Origin of the sequence: Streptosporangium sp. NPDC049376, assembly GCF_044466505.1 — a bacterium.
Taxonomy (GTDB): domain Bacteria; phylum Actinomycetota; class Actinomycetes; order Streptosporangiales; family Streptosporangiaceae; genus Streptosporangium.
The window spans coordinates 154,450-171,386 of the sequence record NZ_JBITMT010000013.1; the positions used below are offsets into that span (position 1 = coordinate 154,450).

Genomic DNA, 16,937 nt, shown 5'->3' on the forward strand with positions numbered 1-16,937 from the left:
AACGCCTGCCATGCACCGAGTGCCTGCCCATCACGGGATGCCCACGCCCGACACATGGGCCAGCCTCACCGTCTCCGCGCAGAAGCGGCAGCTTTTCGAGGAGGATCTGTACTTTCGTGAGGGCTGGGCCGACGTGGAACAGGTCATGGGCGGCGAGGCCGCGCCGACGCTGTCCGCCCTCGCGCTGCTGTCGTTCAAGTGCGACGGTCTGGTGGGCCGGCGGATGCGGCCCACCCTGGAATACCTGACGGAGAGAGGCTTCCGGGTGGTCGGCCTCGCGCCGCTGCACCACAACCGGCAGTCGATCCGGGAGCTGTGGCGGTACAACTGGCACGTCTACCCGACCGACCGCCTGACCCTGATGACCCGGATGCACACCGCCACCGAAACGCTGCTGCTCATCCTGCGGGACCTGCGCTACGACGGGCGGCTGCCCGCGGCGGTACGGATCGCCGACCTCAAAGGCTCGGCGAACCCCGCGAAACGGTCACCGGACGCTCTGCGCTCGGTGCTCGAACCGCCGAACCAGGTGATCAACTTCGTGCATGTCGCCGACGAACCGGCCGATGTGGTCCGTGAGACGGCCATCTTCCTGGACCGGCCGGAACGCCTTCGTCTTCTCCGTCAGGTCGGCGAACACTTCGACGACGACCTGCTGAAGGAGGCGCTGCGTCAGGTGGACGCTCTGGAGGCCCGCTTCCCGAGCAACGACTTCGACCTGCGGCAGGCCCTGCGGCGGGTGACCACCGCCGCACGTCTCAGCGAGCCGGACACCGGGCGACTGCTGGCCGCGTGCTCCGGCACCGGTGAGCCGCTCTCGTTCGACGAACTGGCCGGTCTGATCGATCCGGACGACCCCGACGTCGACATCTGGGACTTCGTCCGGATCGCGACGGAGGTCCTGCCGGCCGAACGCCTCGGCTGCGGCGACCTGTTACCCGCCACCACGGCATCCGACTGGGGCACGGTTTCGGCCTGACCTGTACGACAAAGTCCGGGTACGCGATCTCCCGCGATCCGGAGTCCCTGCTAACGAAGGAAGAGAATGACAGCAATCAGCCGTGTCACGGGCCGGCAGATCCTGGACAGCCGAGGCAACCCGACGGTTGAGGTCGACGTAGTGCTGTCCGACGGCTCCCTCGGCCGGGCCGCCGTCCCGTCCGGCGCCTCCACCGGTTCCAACGAGGCGGTGGAACTGCGTGACGGCGACAAGAGCCGGTTCCACGGTAAGGGCGTCCGCAAGGCCGTCGAGGCGGTCAACGGCCCCATCGCCGAGGCACTGATCGGGCTGGAGGCGGAAGACCAGGCCCGGGTCGACGAGAAGTTGATCGAGCTCGACGGCACGCCGAACAAGGGCAGGCTCGGCGCCAACGCGATCCTGGGCGCCTCGCTGGCCACGGTGAAGGCGGCGGCCGCGGCGCACCGCCTTCCGCTCTACCGGTACGTGGGCGGCGTTTCCGCCCGCATTCTGCCGGTGCCGATGATGAACATCGTCAACGGTGGCGTGCACGCCGACAACCTGCTGGACTACCAGGAGTTCATGATCGCTCCGATCGGCGCCCCGTCCTTCGCCGAGGCGGTCCGCATGGGCTCTGAGGTCTTTCACACGCTCAAGAAGTCGCTGGCCGCCGCGGGTCACAACACCAACGTCGGCGACGAGGGAGGCTTCGCGCCCAACCTCGGTACCGCGGACGAAGCGCTGCAGTTCGTCGTCCGCGCCATCGAGGAGACCGGCTACGAGCCGGGCAACGACATCGTCATCACCCTCGACCCCGCCGCGTCGGAGTTCTTCCGCGACGGTGTCTACGACTACGCCGGCGAAGGTCGCAAGCGCTCGATCGACGAGCACCTGGAGTACGTCGCCGGGCTGATCGAGCGGTACCCGATCGCCTCCATCGAAGACCCGATGGGCGAGGACGACATCGAGGGCTGGAAGCGGCTGACCGCCGCCGTCGGCTCGCGGGCGCAGCTGGTCGGCGACGACGTGTTCTGCACCGACGTCAACCGGTTGCGCGACGGGATCCAGGGCGGCTACGCGAACTCGATCCTGATCAAGGTGAACCAGATCGGCACGCTGACCGAGACGCTCACCACCGTGGACACCGCGCACAAGGCCGGTTACACCGCCGTCATGTCGCACCGCTCCGGTGAGACCGAGGACACCACCATCGCCGACCTGGCGGTGGCCACCGGATGCGGGCAGATCAAGACCGGCTCGTTGTCCCGCTCCGACCGGACCTCCAAGTACAACCAGCTCATCCGTATCGAGGAGGAGCTCGGCGACAGGGCGATCTACGCCGGTCGCGGCTCGCTCCGCATTCGCTCCTGACCTGTCCGGGTGGTGGACGGCCGCGCAGTCCGTCCACCACCCGGGGGTCCGACCAGCGGCGACGGGGGGGACATGAATCCGGATCCGGTGCGGTGCCTGCACGCGTTACACGAGAGGCAGTTGCTGCCCGGACGGCGACTGGCGGTCCTCCTCGTCGGGTCGGTGGCGCTCGGCTGGGCGAACGAGAAAAGCGACTACGACTTCTACGTGGTCACCGAAACACCGTGGCGCCGGCCCAACGCGGCGCGCCGTACCATGCCGTTGCAGCCGTCGTATGTGCCGACGGACAGCATCGTGCTCGACGGCCGCCGCTGGGAACTGAAGTACTGGCTGGACAGCCAGGTCAACCAGATGCTGGACAAGGTCAGCTGGGAGCAGTTCGAGAGCGGTGCCGCCGTGGCCGATCCGCTGGCACCGGCCGAGGAGTCCTTCCTGGAACGGCTCATCAGCTGCGTTCCGCTGGAGGGCGAGCAGTGGGTCCGCCGACGCCGGGAGGCCCTTGCCGACACCGCCTTCCAGGCGTTCCTGGTCACCCGCTCGCTGGCCGCAGCGGACGGTTGCCTCGACGACGCCTTGGGCCAGCTCGCCACCGGCGATGTCACCAGCGCCGTGCTGTCGGCACGCCAGGCACTCGGCCATGCCGTCGACGCGCTCCTGGAGAGCCGTGGTGTCTACGGTTCCCAGCTGCCGAAGTGGCGGGCCCGGCGGCTGGCCGAGGCCCGCCTGCCGGACCTGCCGTTCGAGCGGTACTGGGCGCTGGAGACCATGGCGAGCTTCGACCAGGCACGGCCAGAAGCCTGGGTGGAGGAGGTCGTGGTTCTGTGCCGGGCACTGTCGCTCAGGGCCGAGATCTGAGCGCCGTGTCCCATTCATGGATCCGGGCGTGGCCGTCCCTTGGGATCAGCGGTACCAGAGGCCCTGTCCACCTCCCACCGCGCGGTCGCTGACCTGACGCGATCGGCGTGCCGCCATAAGGGACGAACTCTATGATCAGGTTCGTCCTGATCGTTGAGATTCGGAGAAGATGTCAGCCTCATGCGCCGCACCATGGTCCTGCTGGGCGGCGTCGCTCTCGCCGTCGGCGCGTTCGTCCTTCTCTACCGGGGCCCGGGGCAGTCGTTCGTCCGCGGCTACGTGAGCGACGTCAGCGCCACCATGCTGGTCTACGCGTTCCTGGGGCTGCTGTGGCGCACCACCGCCGCACGTCGCGCCCTGGCCACGGCCGCGATCGCCGCCACCGTCGAGTTCTACCAAGTAGTCGGCACGACCCCGCCGGGTGTCGGCGGTGTCCTGGTCGGCGCGTTCCCCGACCCATGGGACCTGGTCGCCTATGCCATCGGTGTGGTCGCGGCCCTGGCCTGGGAACGTGGATCGGTCCGACCCGGTGACCGGACCGGCTGACGCTCAGGCACCACCCCACCGGCATTTCGGCACGTCACCCGCGAGGTCGGCCGCCACAAGCTCAAGAATCCCGTAGCCACGGTCAGGGGCCGAACAGGTTCTGTCCGATGAGCCCGGTCACGTTGCAGGGACCGCCATCAGGGGCAACGACACGACTTTTGACGACGCACTGAGGCGGACAGCAGACATTGTCGCCCGAGGACGGGGTATCGCACACGGCTCACCGGTCAGGGCGACGAGAGGAAAGAACGAGGTGAGCTCCTCCAGGCAGGACCTGCGGGTTCAGGTGGTCCATCACGGGCACTGCAGCGTGCTGCGGGTCGGCGGCCACCTGGACTTCATCACCGCCCCCACGCTCGCCGGCCACGTCAAGGCGGCCTGGGAACAGAGCTCGGGACCACGCCTGGTGCTGGAGCTGTCCCGGCTGACCTTCTACGACTCCACCGCGGTAGGCCTTCTGGCCTGGACGCGTCAGCGTGTCGGGGACACCGCCACCGGCCGGTTGCTGCTGGTGGGCCTTCCCCACGGCCTGCGGCACCTGCTGGACCAGACCGGCCTGCTGCCGCGCTTCGAGCTGCGCGACAGCGTCGGTCAGGCCGTCGCCGAGTTGCTCGTCTCGGAGTGAGAGACGGCTCTGGGTGCTCGGCGCCGGGCGTGCGCCGGTCTCATAAGAGATCGGCGCCGCGGGGTCGCGGAGTTGAGGTCGAGGACGACGGCCGACGTGCGCCGGTCTCATGAGGAGATCGGCGCGGGGGTCCTGTGGGAGTCGGCCTGCTCCGGCAGACTCGGGGCGTCGAAGGCGGCGAACAGCTCGACCAGGGCGCGGACCGGGGCGTGGGCCTCGGTGGGGTGACGGAAGCCGCGTTCGAGGTTGAGGTGGTAGCGGTTGCGCCGGCCGACGCGCTCGATGGTGAGATATCCGGCCTGGTGCAGGTCGGCCACGATTCCCTGGACCGCGCGCTCGGTGATCCCGATGCTCTGGGCGATGTCACGCAGTCGGCTTTCCGGGTGGCGTGCGATCTCCAGCAGCACGCGTGCGTGGTGGGTGAGGAAGGTCCAGGAGGAACGATCGGCAGGCCTGTCCATGGCAACCATTGTGCTTTCTGATCTCGGGGTGTGTCCGTCTCCCCGTGAGGGGATCTTCCGCCAGCGGACACCGAATGGTCTTTCCGGAAATATACTTCGGCATTATGGTGGGAGTCAGGTAGTTCTCCCGCGTTGTCTGGACGCTGGATCGATGTTGGAGCACGCCATGCCCGCCTCTCATTCCGGATGCCGTCCTGGTCTGATGACCACGAGCACGTACCTGCTCGACGCCACATTGCTGTGCGTCGTCGGCGAGGTGGACGCGACCACCTCGGCCCAGTTGGAGGCGGCCCTGGTCCAGGCCCGGCGGCGGGGCAAGCCGGTGATCGTGGATATGAGCGGGGTGGGCTTCCTGGACAGCGGCGGCCTGACGGTACTGCTGGCCGCCCACATGGCCGCCGAGCGGGAGGGCAGCAGCCTCCACCTGGCCGAACTCCAGCCGATTCCGCTGCGCCTGCTGACGATCACCGGCGTCCTGTCCCTCCTGCACGTGCACACCGGCCTCCAGCACGCCGTCGCCACCGTCTCCGCGACGGTCCCGAAGGCCACGGCCCAGGCGCGACCGTCGGCCAGGGCCGTACCCCCCGCTTGAACGGGCGGTGTTTCGTGACTTTTGCACCACTTTGCACGTAAATATGCAAAGTGATCACCTTCTGGAGGTGATCTGTAACGCGACGTGGCCTTGGCCGGCGCCGATCCTCTCGGCATGCCCGGCATCGAAAACGCCTGGCGCGCCACCCCGGCTCTACATCGGAATCAGCTGACCACACGCTGCTGTCGGTGGGATCGGCAGGACCATCTGCCGGGACGGGGACGAGCATCCGGTCTGCGCTCCTCGATGCTCAGACCGGGATCCAGTTTCCGTGGAAGCCCGCGGGGACGCGCACCGGGACGTGTACCTCGGCGAGCGGGGGCGCGGCCAGGTCGGCGGCGTCCAGGATGGCCAGGTAGCTCGTGCCGGCGCCACGGTCGTGAGCGAACGTCATCAGGAAGCCCTCGTTCTCACCGGTCCCGGCCCGGGGCACGAAGACGGCCTCGCCGCAGGTGTGACCTGGAGGGAGGCGGTGCACCGCCCGTTCGCCGCCGCCGGTGAGGTCGTAGGCGTAGATCTCCGACCGCTCAGGTTCGGCGTCCAGGGAGAAGCTCGTCGTGTAGCCGTAACGGTGGGGCAGTCCGAGCATCGAGTCGGCCACACGGGGGTATTCGCTGGGCGCGTCGTCGAGCGCCTCCTCGGTGACCGTGCCCGACCTCAGGTCCAGCGTCCAGCGGTACACGATCGGGAGCCCGCCCTCCAGGTCGGCGGCGCCGCCGTGCCACAGCGTGGGGACGCGGGTGCCGGTGACGGTGATCGTGTCGCCCCGCGGGTCCTCGAAGGCGTTCATGGTGTGCCACACGTAGCACGGGACGACGTCGAACCAGCGTACGGGCGCGTCGTCGCCGGCCGTACGCGCCAGCACGCCGAACCGGGCGCGGTGCGCGTCGTCCCAGCGCCACGGCGGCCCGCCCGCAGCCGCCTGGGCGGGGTCGAAGACGACCGGCAGGTCCATGAAGATCACGTGGTTGCGGGTGATGGCGAAGTCGTGCGTCATCGTCGCCCGCGGCACGTCCACGACCCGCGTCTGCACCACTTCGCCGGCGGCCGTGGCGCGGTAGTAGGTCAGGTACGGCGGGCGCAGCTGGTAGCCGAAGAACAGCAGCTCACCGGTGATCGGGCAGGTCTTCGGGTGCGCGGTCATCGGGGTCCGCAGGGCCCCGTCGAAGGTGTACGCCCCGATCGTTGCGAGGTCCGGCGTCACCTCGTACGGGAAGCCGCCCTCCTCCAGGGCGAACAGCCGGCCCGCGTGCGTGATCAGGTGGGTGTTGGCGGTGGTGACGCGGTAGTCGATCCGGCCGGTCTCCTGGTTGAAGGCGAGGGCGAAGCGGGACCGGCCGGGGTTCCCGTAGAGCGGCGTGCGCACGTACCGGTTGCGGTACCAGCGCGCCCTGCCGCCCTCCAGCGCGATGGTGTGGATCATGCCGTCGCCCGCGAAGGAGTGTGGCGACCAGCCGGTGCGCGGGTTGGGCCCGTTGCGGAAGAACTGCCCGCCCAGCTCGGCCGGGATCTCGCCGACGACCTTGGACGGTTCCAGGGTCACCTCCTCGGCGACGGGGGCGTTGTTGCCCGCGAGATGCAGCGGCACCGTTTCGGACATGCGGGAACTCCTGTCGGCATGGGGTGGGGACGCCGACAACCGTGCACGAGAAAATGCGTGGACAACAGTCTTGTTCTTCCCGCCCGCCTCAGCCGCCCGACAGAGCCCCAGGTGAGAGCCGCCTCAGAAAACCCTGGGTGGAGCCGCCGCGAGAACATGGGAGGTCCTCAGACGGGGCGAGGATCGACGGCGGCCGGTTTCACCCTCGGCCCCGCGGACGGTGTGGCCGCCGAGGATTTCGCAGATCCCGGCCAAGCCGCGTTGCGGATCGCATCTGGAGGTGACCTGCCCCTGCCCGGCCTGGAGGGCGGCCGTCGTTCGCCCGCCCGCGAGCCCCGGCGCTTCGCCGTACGGGGCCGGAGTGCTGCGGGCGGGAGCTTCTTCCCGAAGGCCCTGGGCGGAGGGGGAGGGCGGCAGGCAGGGAGTTCGGCCAGGTGCGGGCTGCCCGCGTCGGGGAGCGAGAGGTGAGTCAGGGCTGTTCACGCGCCGCTCGCCCCGATTGGAATCGACGAGCATCAATATCGACAGAAGTCGAATTCGGCAACCATCGATTCCGTGAGGGCGTTCAGGGAGCGTTGCCGTGACCGGTACCTACAAGCGCGACGATCTGACCATCGACCAGCACCTGGCCCTGACCACCGCGGCCCGCCGGCTGAGCGAGGAGTTCACCGGCCTCTTCGGCGCCGAGACGATCGAGCGGTTCCTGCGCACCGGCTACGACCGGTTCGCCGGCAAGGCCGCGGTGGCCGGCTTCCTGCCGCTGCTGGCCGAGCGCTTCGCCCGTCAGCGCCTGTACGCCCTGGCCCGCATCGAGGGCCGCTCCGACGGGCGGCCGATCGTGCTGTTCCTGTGCGTGCACAACGCCGGTCGCAGCCAGATGGCACTGGGCTTCTTCGAGCACCTGGCCGGTGGGCGCGCCGTGGCCTGGTCGGGCGGCTCGGAGTTCGCCTCCGAGATCAACCCCACCGCGATCGCCGTCATGGCCGAGGTCGGCATCGACATCTCCAAGGGGTTCCCCAAGCCGTGGACCGAGGAGATCGTCCAGGCCGCCGACGTCGTGGTCACCATGGGTTGCGGGGACGCCTGCCCGATCTTCCCCGGCAAGCGTTATGAGGACTGGAAGGTCGACGACCCGATGGGCAAGGGGCCGGAGTGGGCGCGCCCCATCCGGGACGAGATCGAGCGCCGGGTGCGCGTCCTGCTGGCCGATCTCGGCGTGCCGGCATCCGACCCGGCGCCGCCCTCCGCGCCTGGTCCGCACCGCTGACCCGGCCGCTCGCACCGCTTATGTATAGACGGACGTCAATATAGATAAACTCGGAAACCGTTACCGGCCGGGGTGGCCGAAAGGGGAGACGATGGAGCCGCTGGAGTTGTTGGAGTGCGGTTCGCCGCTGACGCGCGAGCCGTTGAACGCCGATCAGGCGGCCGCCGTGGCCCGGGTGTTCAAGGCGCTGGGGGATCCGGTGCGGCTGCGGATCCTGTCGATCGTGGCCAGCCACGCCGGTGGCGAGGCGTGTGTGTGCGACATCACCGGCGCCTTCGACGTCTCCCAGCCCACCATCAGCCACCACCTGAAAGTCCTCAAAGAAGTCGGCCTGCTGGTCTCGGAGCGGCGCGCCTCGTGGGTGTACTACCGCCTGGTGCCCGAGACGCTGGCCGAACTGTCCGGCCTGATCACCGTCCCCGCTCCCGCCTGACCGGCTTCGAAGGAACCCTCATGCCCACCTCGCCCTCGTCGTCATCGTCTGCCGGTGTATCGGATTCCGCCACGGCGAAGCGGGCGGGGATGATCGGCGCCCTGTCGACGCTGGACCGGTTCCTGCCGGTGTGGATCGGGGTCGCGATGGCGGCAGGGCTGCTGCTCGGCCGGGCCGTACCCGGCCTGAACGCCGTTCTGGAGGCGGTCAAGGTCGCCGGGATCTCGTTGCCGGCTGATGATGTACCCGGTGCTGGCCAAGGTCCGCTACGACCGGCTGGGCACCGTCACCGGCGGCCGGCGCCTGCTCCTGTCCTCCCTGCTGCTGAACTGGGTCGTCGGCCCGGCGCTGATGTTCGCCCTGGCCTGGACGCTCCTGCCCGACCTGCCCGCCTACCGCACCGGGCTGATCATCGTCGGGCTGGCCCGCTGCATCGCCATGGTGCTCATCTGGAACGACCTGGCCTGCGGCGACCGGGAGGCCGCCGCCGTCCTGGTCGCGATCAACTCCGTCTTCCAGGTGGTCGCCTTCGCCGCGCTGGGCTGGTTCTACCTGCAGATCCTGCCCGGCTGGCTCGGTCTCGGTGAAGGGGCCGCGCTGCGGATCTCCGCCTGGGACATCGCGCAAAGCGTGTTGATCTTCCTGGGCGTCCCGCTGGCCGCCGGATACGTCTCCCGCAAGCTCGGCGAGCGCTCGAAGGGCCGCCAGTGGTACGAGGAGCGGTTCCTGCCCAGGATCGGGCCCGTCGCCCTGTACGGCCTGCTGTTCACCATCGTCGTCCTGTTCGCCCTCCAAGGGCACACCATCGGCGAACGGCCCGGCGACGTGGCCCGGATCGCACTGCCGCTGCTGGTTTACTTCGCTGTGATGTGGGGCGGTTCGTTCCTGCTGGGCCGGGCGGTCGGCCTGCCGTACGACCGCACCGCGACGTTGGCGTTCACCGCGGCGGGCAACAACTTCGAACTGGCCATCGCGGTGGCCATCGGCGTGTTCGGCGTCACCTCGGGCCAGGCCCTGGCCGGGGTGGTCGGCCCGCTCATCGAGGTGCCCGTCCTGGTGGCGCTGGTCTATGTGAGCCTGGCCGGCCGCCGCCTGTTCGGCGCCCCACCCCTGGAGGGTACGGCTCACCGCTGAGGAGCCCGCCGCCTGGATGGCGAACGCCACCCTGACCTGACCGAACTGACGCCTTCCTGGGGCCGAGCGGAGGAGGTCGACACGGTGATGAGCGCCCTTGGCGACATGTCCCGGATCCGCCGGGCCTCCCGGAACACCGGACGGCAGCCCCCTGAGCCTCAGCAGGACGGGATCAGGAACCGGAAGGCGGGGCGGCGGCCATCGAGGTCACGGCGCCTTCGGCGAAGCCGGTTCGAGCGCGGCGGCTCCGCGCCCACCGGCAGGAGGAGCAGCCGGTGCGGACAGGGCCAAGGTCAGGCGTCGGAGGCGGCGGGGAGCGGGGGATGCCGCCGTCCGGTGCGCCGGGTTTCACCGTTGAGCATGGCCAGGAACGCGCAACCGATGCTGAGCACGCCGAGCACCGACCAGGCCAGCGGGTAGCCCGCCGTGGGGGCGAGCTCGCCGAACAGGTACGGCAGGGCGAACCCGCCCACCGCCGAGATCGTCAGCATCAGCCCGAAGGCGGTGCCGATGTTCTCCTGCGACAGCCCCGGCCGGTCGCCGGGGATGGTCTGCCACACGGCCAGCGCGAAGTTGAACATGAAGCCGACACCCATGGCGGGCACCCAGAACCAGCCGGGTCCGCTCAGCGGCACGAGCAGGACGAACACCCCTTCGGTCACGGCCGCCGCGACGAAGACGTTACGTCGGCTGGACAGCCGGTCACTGATCCAGCCGCCCGCCACACTGCCGGGCACACCGGCGATCCCGATGAGGAAGGCGGCCAGGGCCACCTCGCCGGCGCCGACGTGCCTCTGGTCGAGCCCGTAGCCGACGATCAGCTGGGAGCCGGCGATGAAAGCGCCGTAGGCACCGAGGAAGGCGGCGCCGTACAGCCAGATGCCACGGTTCATGAGGCTCTCGCGCAGGGCGGCACGGGTCAGCCGAATGCCACGCAGGTGGTCGCCGTCGGCGGGGACCCGGAAGGCGGCGGCGGTCACCACGCCGACGACGACGCACAGGGCACCCCCGGCGACCAGCGCCGTGCGCCAGCCGAACGCGTCGGTGAGGTCGCGCCAGGCGTACAGACCCGCGGCGGAACCGACGCTGAAGCAGGCGGAGGTGACGCCCAGGGCCAGCGCGTGGTGCCGATTCCGGAACCAGACGCTGACGGCCGCGACACCCACGGCCGCGAACACCGAGGCGCCGACACCGCACAGCACGCGGAAGACGAGCAGGGTGGCGAAGTCGTTCGCGGTGGCGGAGAGGATGACGGCGGCGCCCTCGACGGTGAGGCCGAGGGCGAGTACCCAGCGCATGCCCATGCGCGTCGCCAGCACCCCACCCGGGATGTGGAAGACGCCGTAGCCGATGACGAACACGGAGATCAGTAAGGCGACCTGGGGGATGTCCAGCTGGAAGGTCTCGCTGATCTGGACGAATCCGGCGGCGATGTTGAACCAGTTGGTCGTCATCGCGACGAATCCGGCGGAGACGATCGCCAGCATCCACCATTTGCGGGACGGGCGGTCCATGCAGCCTCCTAAAGGGGGGTGAAGAGGCCGAGCAGGGCGCGACTGAGCGCGGAGTCCTGCCGGGTGAGTTCCAGCACGATGTCGTAGTGGTTGACCTCCGGCACGACCAGCAGTTCGGGGCCGGTGCCCCAGGCCTGGTGGAACCGGATGTTCTGGTCGACGAAGCCGGAGCCGTCGTGCTCGGCGACGGCGAAGACCGCGGGCGGGCGCCGGACCGGAAGGCGCAGCGCGGGGCTGAGCGCGGCGGCCCGAGCGTCGTCGAGCCCGAGCCACTCGTTGGCGAAGCTGTGGACCAGCGGCCTGATGTCGAACAGCCCGCTGATCGGCAGGGCCGCCTTGACCACGTCCCGGGGCAGGCCGAGCGGCTCCTGCCAGTCGTCGAGCATGAGCATCCCGGTCAGGTGCCCACCGGCCGAACTGCCGCCGACGACGATGCGGTCGGGGTCGAGCCCGTGGCGTGCGCCTTCGCGGTGGACGAAGGCCACGGCCGCGCGGACCTGACGGACGATCTCCTCCAGCGTCGCCCGTGGCGCGAGCGTGTAGTCGACCACGACGGTGGCGATGCCCTGCTCGTCCAGCATGCGCGCCATGAAGGCGGAGTCGGCGCGGGACAGGGCCCGCCAGTAGCCGCCGTGCACGAAGACGAAGACGGGCCGGGGCCGGTCGCCGACGCCCCAGACGTCCAGCCGTTCGCCGCTGACGTGGTCGTAGACGAGGCCCGGGTGACCGCGCAGCCCGTCCACCGCCGACTCCGACCACGCCCGGTAGAGCCGCATGTTCTCGTCGAAGACCGGCACGGGCACGGTCGCCCGCACGTTGTAGGCGCGGTCGGTGTCCTGCCCGAGACTCACCGGCCGACCGAGGCGGCGAACTTCTCGACGAGTCCGGCGAGTACGGCGGGCGACTCCAACGTCGGGAAGTGCGTCTGCCCAGGGATGCGGTGCGGCCGGAACCACGGGTTGGCCGAGGCGAACTCCCGCTGGACGGCCTCGTAGTCCGGCAGGCTCGGCTGCGAGAACAGGTGAGCGATCGGCCGCCGTACCTTCAACGCCGCCATCCTGCGCAGCGGGGAACCCCAGGTCGCGTAGGCGTTCTCGATGACCCGGCAGGAACGGGCCCACATGTCGAAGTCGAAGGAGGCCATCTCGTCGTCGAGGTGGCGGGCGACCGCCGGATGCGCGGTGCCGCCGAGCCAGAAGTCGAACAGCCGCTGCCGACCGGCGAGCCAGAGTTCGGGGTCCTGGATGTCGCGCAGGTCCTGGACGAACTCCGGCCAGGCCTCCACCATGATCCAGTCGATGACGACGGAACCGGGCACCCGCTCGGGGCTCAGCCGGTCCGTGATCTCCATGTTGGCCCAGCCACCGTGCGAGGTGGAGACCGGCACGAACCGGTCGACGCCGAGGGCGTCCATCAGCTTGATCACGTCGGCGGCCTGTTCGGCGGGCCCGAAGTCGGCCTCGACCGAGCGGACGGCGCCGTGCCCGCGCCAGTCGGCGCGGATCACCCGATGGTTTTCGGCCAGCAGGGGGAGCACGTGGTCGAACAACCGGTGGTCCTGGCACCACCCGCTGACGAGCACCAGCGTGGGACCGGTGGTCCCGGTGACGTCGTAGTCGATCGGGTTGCCGTCGAGGACCAGGGTTTCCATTGATCTTCCTTCCGCCGGCGTGCGGTCACGCCGGAAAACGGTTCATACCGGTGGGGATGGTGGTCGCGGCGCGCATGCGCATCCTGGCGAGCGAGCGTGAGCGGTTCATCACGGCCAGGAGAGCCGCACGCGGGCGGTCGGGCAGGGGGTTGAGGTGGCCGAGCCGATAGGAGAAACGCTGGGTGTGCTGGATCACCGGCCGTTCGGCGGCCTCCCAGCGGCGCAGCCGCGTCTCCAGGTCGCCCTCGCCGAAGGTGACCGCCTCCGCGAGGCCGAGCGCGTTCATCATCGCGCAGCCGCCGCCCTGGCCCAGGTAGGGAGGCTGGGCGTGCGCGGCGTCGCCGAGCACCGAGACCACCCCGGCCGACCATCGCCTGAGCTCCAGGAACTCGAACCGGTCCCAGCGGCTTTCCGCGTCGAGACACCCGATGAGTTCCTCCAGCAGGGGGAACGACCGGAGCCAGGTGTCCTTGTCGAGCGGGACCCGCCGGGCGTGCTCGTCGCCGGTGGAGCAGACCAGCGCGACGTAGAGCCGGTCGGCGCTGGAGGGGGTGTAGAGGATCCGGCGGCTGCCGGAGAAGTACTCGATGTACTTCGCCTCGTCCGCCGGGGCGACGAAGCCGGGGCGGCGCGGGATGAGCATCCGTGCCGCGCCCTGCGGCATGCGTACCCGTCGGCGCAGCAGGCCGAGCGAGTCCCGCAGCCGCGAGTTCACCCCGTCGGCCGCGACGACCAGGTCGCTCCGCCGCCGGGTGCCGTCGGCGAACTCCACCTCGCCGTCCGGCGTCGCGGCGACCGCCGTGGAACCGGTGACGATCTCCACCCCGGCTCGGACCGCCGCGCCCGCGAGCGCGTCGATCAGCCTCCGGCGCAGGATCGTGTAGAGCTCGGACCCGTGCTCGCCGTTGATCGGGACGCTCTCGACGACGTGGCCGTGCCGGTCACGGCTCTCCGCGACCGGGCCGAGCTGGGCGCCCTCGACCGCCTCGTCGAACACGCCCAGGGCGCGCAGGACCGACAACCCGTTGCCCCACAGGTAGATGCCGGCGCCGATCGCTCTGATCTCCGGATCGCGCTCGTGTAACCGGACGGTCCAGCCGCGCTGCGCCAGCGCCGCCGCCGCGGTCAGCCCGCCGAGACCCGCGCCGATGACCTGGGCATGTCGTGTTGCGCTGGACACCGCTCACCTTTCTCCCGTTCTGAGCCGTTCAGGTGATGCTGTCCCCGAAACCCCGTGTCCGGCCAATGCCTAATCACGCCCGAGCTATGTCGGGATTGACCTATGCCGAGACGGTCATAGGTCGGAGCGGAACCGACATTGGTCAGCGCTCGCCCGGCGAGAGACCATGAAGGACCCCCATACCCCACGGTGGTGTTGCGGGAGTCCGCAGTCGGAACGGGCGTCATCGAACCGCCGCTGCCCCCAGTTCTCTGACCTTGGCCCGTGCGGCCGTCGAGCGATGTCAAAGCCGTCGAAGACAGGGAGGTGCGCCATCGTCCCCGTATATGCCGAGGACCTGTACACAGAAGAGGCGATCCTCGATCCGTACCCGCACTACCGCGCGCTGCGCGACCTCGGCCCCGTGGTGTGGCTGGAACGGCACGAGGTCTACGCGCTGCCGCGCTACGCGCAGGTGCGGGCCGTACTCGGGGATGACGAGACCTTCCGCACCGGCGGCGGCGTCTCGCTCAACGAGCGCTACAACGAACTCCTGCGCGACTCCATGTTCGCCAGCGACGGTGAACGCCACACGTTCCTGCGTGGCCTCGTCGGGCACAAGCTGACGCCGAAGGCGCTGCGGCCGATGAGAGGCCGTGTCGAGGAGGCCGCCGTCGCCGCGGTGGAACGGGTGATCGCGCGAGGGTCCTTCGACTCGGTGGGCGACCTGGCCCGTGACATGGTCATGGCGATCGTGCCGGACTTCATCGGCATCCCCGAGGAGGGGCGCGAGCACCTCATCGACTGGGCCGCCGCGAACTTCAACTGTCACGGCCCGCTCAACGAGCGCGCCGAGGCCGCGCTGGCGGTCTCCGGCCGGATGGCCGAGTACGCCTCCCGGCTGGTGACCGAGCGGTCCCCGCGACCCGGTGGCCTGGCGCACTGCGTCCTGGACGCCATGGACGACGGGCGGGTCGACCGGGAACAGGCGATCTCCTTGATGATCGACTACCTTGTGCCCTCCCTGGACACCACGGTCACCGGGCTGAGCTCGGCGATCTGGCTCTTCTCCCGGCATCCCGACCAGTGGGACCTGGTCAGGAACGATCCGTCACTGGTGGCGACGGCGTTCAACGAGGTGATCCGCTTCGAGACCCCCGTCCGCCAGTTCGGCCGCCGGGTGGCGCGCGACACCGAGATCGCCGGCGTGCCGATTCCGGCCGGCGCCCAGGTGCTGGTGATGTTCGCCTCGGCCAACCGCGACGAACGGCAGTGGGAACGTCCGGAGGTTTTCGACGTGACCCGCAACCCCGTCGAGCACGTCGGCTTCGGGTACGGCGCGCACGGCTGCGCGGGGCAGGGGCTGGCCCGCCTGGAGGCGTAGGCCGTCCTGAAGGCCCTCGCCCAGCGGGTGACCGGGTTCGAGGTCTCCGGCGAACGCAGGACCGTCAACAACCTGATGCGCGCTTTCGACACGCTGCCCACCCGGGTGATCCAAGGAGTACATCCATGAAAGTGATCGTCGACTACGACCGGTGCGAGGGACACGGCATGTGCGAGGAGCGCGCCGGCGACATCTTCCGTCGGGCTCGACGCGCGTGCGCGGCGGCTGCGACTGTCCACTGGGGAGGAGGCCGGATACGACGGCCTGGTGATCGCCACCGGTGCACGGGCGCGCTCCCTCGCCAGGACGCCCGAGGACGCGACAGACGAGCTGCGGCTGCGGACCATGGACGACGCCCTCGGCCTGCGCGAGCGGCTGAAGGGCTCCGGATCGGTCGCGGTGGCGGGAGGCGGCCCGCTCGGCATGGAGATCGCCTCCGTTTGCCGGGACCTGGGCCGCGACGTGACCGTGGTCGACTTTCTCCCGCCGATGCGCCGGCAGGTCGGCGGCTACCTGGCCGAGCTGATCACGGAGGCGGCGCGCGACGCGGGCGTCCGCTTCGTCCAGACGGCCGGACCCGCGCACGTCGCCGGCCACGCGGTGGTGTCCGGCGAGCACCGGGTCGCGGCCGACGTGGTGGTCACGGCGGCGGGCGAGCTCCCGAACGTCGAATGGTTGGCCGGCTCCGGTCTGATCCACGCGGACGGTCTGTTCGTCGACCACCGGCTGTGGGCGGCTCCAGGCGTCGTCGCCGCCGGAGACGTGGTGCTCCTGCCCACCCCGGTGGGGCCCGTGCGAACCCCGCTGTGGACCAACGCCCTCGACCAGGGCAGGGCCGCGGCGACGACACTGCTGACCTCGAAGTCCGCGCCCGCCTATCAGGCGCGGCCGTACTTCTGGACCGAGCAGTTCGGACTGTCCATCAAGGTGTGCGGAACCATCCCGGGCGACGCGCCACCGGTGGTCGTCACCGGTGACCGGGCCGAACGCGCACTCGTCCTACGGTGGCTGTCGGGCGGAGTGCCCGTCGCGGCGGCCACCGTCAACCACCGCATGCCCGTGGCCGGACTGCGGCGGCCGGCCACCGTGGACTCCACGCTCTCCCCCCAGCAGACGAGGTAGCCAATGAGTGCGAAGCGCACCGTCATCTCCGGCGGCCTGATCATCAGCATGGACCCCGAACTCGGGGACGTCACCGGCGGCGCCGTACTGATCGAGAACGACCGGATCGTCCAGGTGGCCAGGTCGGCGGACGAACTGGCAGGCGTGGACGCCGAGCGGATCGACGCCACCGATGACCCCGCCCGCATCAGAACGGCCAGTGGCGGTGACCCGAGCCCGGGCGGCTCGTCGACGCCACTGGCCGTTCGGTGACCGCTCGACCCCC

17 protein-coding genes and 2 pseudogenes are annotated in these 16,937 nt (G+C 70.0%); 13 read left to right on the top strand and 6 right to left on the bottom strand.

The annotated features are described in order from the left end of the window. Positions 1-10 precede the first annotated feature (10 nt). The 5 genes from ACIBVQ_RS28540 (at position 11) to ACIBVQ_RS28560 (ending at position 4,355) form a co-directional block, all read left to right on the top strand. Positions 11-979: a hypothetical protein gene (locus ACIBVQ_RS28540; protein ID WP_399181165.1), complete on the top strand. Its 969-nt coding sequence runs from the start codon at positions 11-13 to the stop codon at positions 977-979. 66 nt (positions 980-1,045) lie between these two features. After that, positions 1,046-2,329: a phosphopyruvate hydratase gene (gene eno, locus ACIBVQ_RS28545; protein WP_399181167.1), complete on the top strand. Its 1,284-nt coding sequence runs from the start codon at positions 1,046-1,048 to the stop codon at positions 2,327-2,329. Positions 2,330-2,401: 72 nt separating this feature from the next. Then, on the top strand, positions 2,402-3,184 hold the full coding sequence (locus ACIBVQ_RS28550; RefSeq protein WP_399181169.1) for a nucleotidyltransferase domain-containing protein: 783 nt from the start codon (positions 2,402-2,404) through the stop codon (positions 3,182-3,184). A gap of 180 nt (positions 3,185-3,364) precedes the next feature. Next, positions 3,365-3,730: a DUF2809 domain-containing protein gene (locus tag ACIBVQ_RS28555; RefSeq protein WP_399181171.1), complete on the top strand. Its 366-nt coding sequence runs from the start codon at positions 3,365-3,367 to the stop codon at positions 3,728-3,730. Positions 3,731-3,983: 253 nt separating this feature from the next. Continuing rightward, positions 3,984-4,355 carry an STAS domain-containing protein gene (locus ACIBVQ_RS28560; RefSeq protein WP_399181173.1) on the top strand — a complete coding sequence of 124 codons (372 nt, stop codon included), beginning with the start codon at positions 3,984-3,986 and terminating at the stop codon, positions 4,353-4,355. A 107-nt stretch (positions 4,356-4,462) separates the two neighbouring features. Here ACIBVQ_RS28560 and ACIBVQ_RS28565 read toward each other — a convergent pair whose 3' ends face one another. Then, complete coding sequence (locus tag ACIBVQ_RS28565) at positions 4,463-4,816, bottom strand: helix-turn-helix domain-containing protein (protein WP_362915517.1); 354 nt, start codon at positions 4,814-4,816, stop codon at positions 4,463-4,465. Positions 4,817-5,018: 202 nt separating this feature from the next. Here ACIBVQ_RS28565 and ACIBVQ_RS28570 point away from each other — a divergent pair, with 202 nt between their 5' ends. Further along, positions 5,019-5,408, top strand: a complete 390-nt coding sequence (locus ACIBVQ_RS28570; protein ID WP_352014937.1) for an STAS domain-containing protein — start codon at positions 5,019-5,021, stop codon at positions 5,406-5,408. Between the two features lie 250 nt (positions 5,409-5,658). On the opposite strand, the gene ACIBVQ_RS28575 is transcribed toward ACIBVQ_RS28570, so the two are convergent. Beyond that, a complete protein-coding gene (locus ACIBVQ_RS28575; RefSeq protein WP_399181176.1) occupies positions 5,659-7,008 on the bottom strand; it encodes a carotenoid oxygenase family protein in 1,350 nt (449 codons plus the stop codon). A gap of 580 nt (positions 7,009-7,588) precedes the next feature. Between ACIBVQ_RS28575 and ACIBVQ_RS28580 the strand changes: the two genes are divergently transcribed. From ACIBVQ_RS28580 to arsB, 3 genes and pseudogenes are all read left to right on the top strand, one after another. Beyond that, positions 7,589-8,275, top strand: a complete 687-nt coding sequence (locus tag ACIBVQ_RS28580) for an arsenate reductase ArsC (RefSeq protein ID WP_399181178.1) — start codon at positions 7,589-7,591, stop codon at positions 8,273-8,275. 91 nt (positions 8,276-8,366) lie between these two features. Continuing rightward, positions 8,367-8,708 carry a metalloregulator ArsR/SmtB family transcription factor gene (locus ACIBVQ_RS28585; RefSeq protein WP_352014934.1) on the top strand — a complete coding sequence of 114 codons (342 nt, stop codon included), beginning with the start codon at positions 8,367-8,369 and terminating at the stop codon, positions 8,706-8,708. An 89-nt stretch (positions 8,709-8,797) separates the two neighbouring features. Next, positions 8,798-9,842, top strand: a pseudogene (gene arsB, locus ACIBVQ_RS28590) (ACR3 family arsenite efflux transporter). Positions 9,843-10,135: 293 nt separating this feature from the next. Here arsB and ACIBVQ_RS28595 read toward each other — a convergent pair. The 4 genes from ACIBVQ_RS28595 to ACIBVQ_RS28610 are packed head-to-tail and all read right to left on the bottom strand — an operon-like array spanning position 10,136 to position 14,187. Beyond that, positions 10,136-11,356, bottom strand: coding sequence for a nitrate/nitrite transporter (locus tag ACIBVQ_RS28595; RefSeq protein ID WP_399181180.1), 1,221 nt, complete (start codon positions 11,354-11,356; stop codon positions 10,136-10,138). Between the two features lie 8 nt (positions 11,357-11,364). Beyond that, on the bottom strand, positions 11,365-12,207 hold the full coding sequence (locus tag ACIBVQ_RS28600) for an alpha/beta hydrolase (RefSeq protein ID WP_352014931.1): 843 nt from the start codon (positions 12,205-12,207) through the stop codon (positions 11,365-11,367). Then, complete coding sequence (locus tag ACIBVQ_RS28605) at positions 12,204-13,007, bottom strand: alpha/beta fold hydrolase (protein WP_399181182.1); 804 nt, start codon at positions 13,005-13,007, stop codon at positions 12,204-12,206. Before ACIBVQ_RS28605 ends, ACIBVQ_RS28600 begins: the two co-directional genes overlap by 4 nt. 25 nt (positions 13,008-13,032) lie before the next feature. Further along, complete coding sequence (locus ACIBVQ_RS28610) at positions 13,033-14,187, bottom strand: FAD-dependent oxidoreductase (protein ID WP_399181184.1); 1,155 nt, start codon at positions 14,185-14,187, stop codon at positions 13,033-13,035. 280 nt (positions 14,188-14,467) lie between these two features. Here ACIBVQ_RS28610 and ACIBVQ_RS28615 point away from each other — a divergent pair, with 280 nt between their 5' ends. From ACIBVQ_RS28615 to ACIBVQ_RS28630, 4 genes and pseudogenes are all read left to right on the top strand, one after another. Beyond that, positions 14,468-15,550: a cytochrome P450 gene (locus ACIBVQ_RS28615; RefSeq protein WP_399181186.1), complete on the top strand. Its 1,083-nt coding sequence runs from the start codon at positions 14,468-14,470 to the stop codon at positions 15,548-15,550. 207 nt (positions 15,551-15,757) lie between these two features. Further along, positions 15,758-16,369 (top strand): annotated as a pseudogene (locus ACIBVQ_RS28620) (FAD-dependent oxidoreductase); the annotation flags it as partial. Further along, on the top strand, positions 16,343-16,672 hold the full coding sequence (locus tag ACIBVQ_RS28625; protein WP_399181264.1) for an oxidoreductase C-terminal domain-containing protein: 330 nt from the start codon (positions 16,343-16,345) through the stop codon (positions 16,670-16,672). The pseudogene ACIBVQ_RS28620 and the gene ACIBVQ_RS28625, both read left to right, overlap by 27 nt. 3 nt (positions 16,673-16,675) lie before the next feature. Then, positions 16,676-16,924 carry a hypothetical protein gene (locus ACIBVQ_RS28630; RefSeq protein WP_386191546.1) on the top strand — a complete coding sequence of 83 codons (249 nt, stop codon included), beginning with the start codon at positions 16,676-16,678 and terminating at the stop codon, positions 16,922-16,924. Positions 16,925-16,937 lie beyond the last annotated feature (13 nt).

Coding starts and splice junctions, on each gene's coding strand:
- ACIBVQ_RS28540 (WP_399181165.1), top strand. CDS start 11: ATGCACCGAGTGCCTGCCCATCACGGGATGCCCACGCCCGACACATGG.
- eno (WP_399181167.1), top strand. CDS start 1,046: ATGACAGCAATCAGCCGTGTCACGGGCCGGCAGATCCTGGACAGCCGA.
- ACIBVQ_RS28550 (WP_399181169.1), top strand. CDS start 2,402: ATGAATCCGGATCCGGTGCGGTGCCTGCACGCGTTACACGAGAGGCAG.
- ACIBVQ_RS28555 (WP_399181171.1), top strand. CDS start 3,365: ATGCGCCGCACCATGGTCCTGCTGGGCGGCGTCGCTCTCGCCGTCGGC.
- ACIBVQ_RS28565 (WP_362915517.1), bottom strand. CDS start 4,816: ATGGACAGGCCTGCCGATCGTTCCTCCTGGACCTTCCTCACCCACCAC.
- ACIBVQ_RS28570 (WP_352014937.1), top strand. CDS start 5,019: ATGACCACGAGCACGTACCTGCTCGACGCCACATTGCTGTGCGTCGTC.
- ACIBVQ_RS28575 (WP_399181176.1), bottom strand. CDS start 7,008: ATGTCCGAAACGGTGCCGCTGCATCTCGCGGGCAACAACGCCCCCGTC.
- ACIBVQ_RS28585 (WP_352014934.1), top strand. CDS start 8,367: ATGGAGCCGCTGGAGTTGTTGGAGTGCGGTTCGCCGCTGACGCGCGAG.
- ACIBVQ_RS28595 (WP_399181180.1), bottom strand. CDS start 11,356: ATGGACCGCCCGTCCCGCAAATGGTGGATGCTGGCGATCGTCTCCGCC.
- ACIBVQ_RS28605 (WP_399181182.1), bottom strand. CDS start 13,007: ATGGAAACCCTGGTCCTCGACGGCAACCCGATCGACTACGACGTCACC.
- ACIBVQ_RS28615 (WP_399181186.1), top strand. CDS start 14,468: ATGTCAAAGCCGTCGAAGACAGGGAGGTGCGCCATCGTCCCCGTATAT.
- ACIBVQ_RS28630 (WP_386191546.1), top strand. CDS start 16,676: ATGAGTGCGAAGCGCACCGTCATCTCCGGCGGCCTGATCATCAGCATG.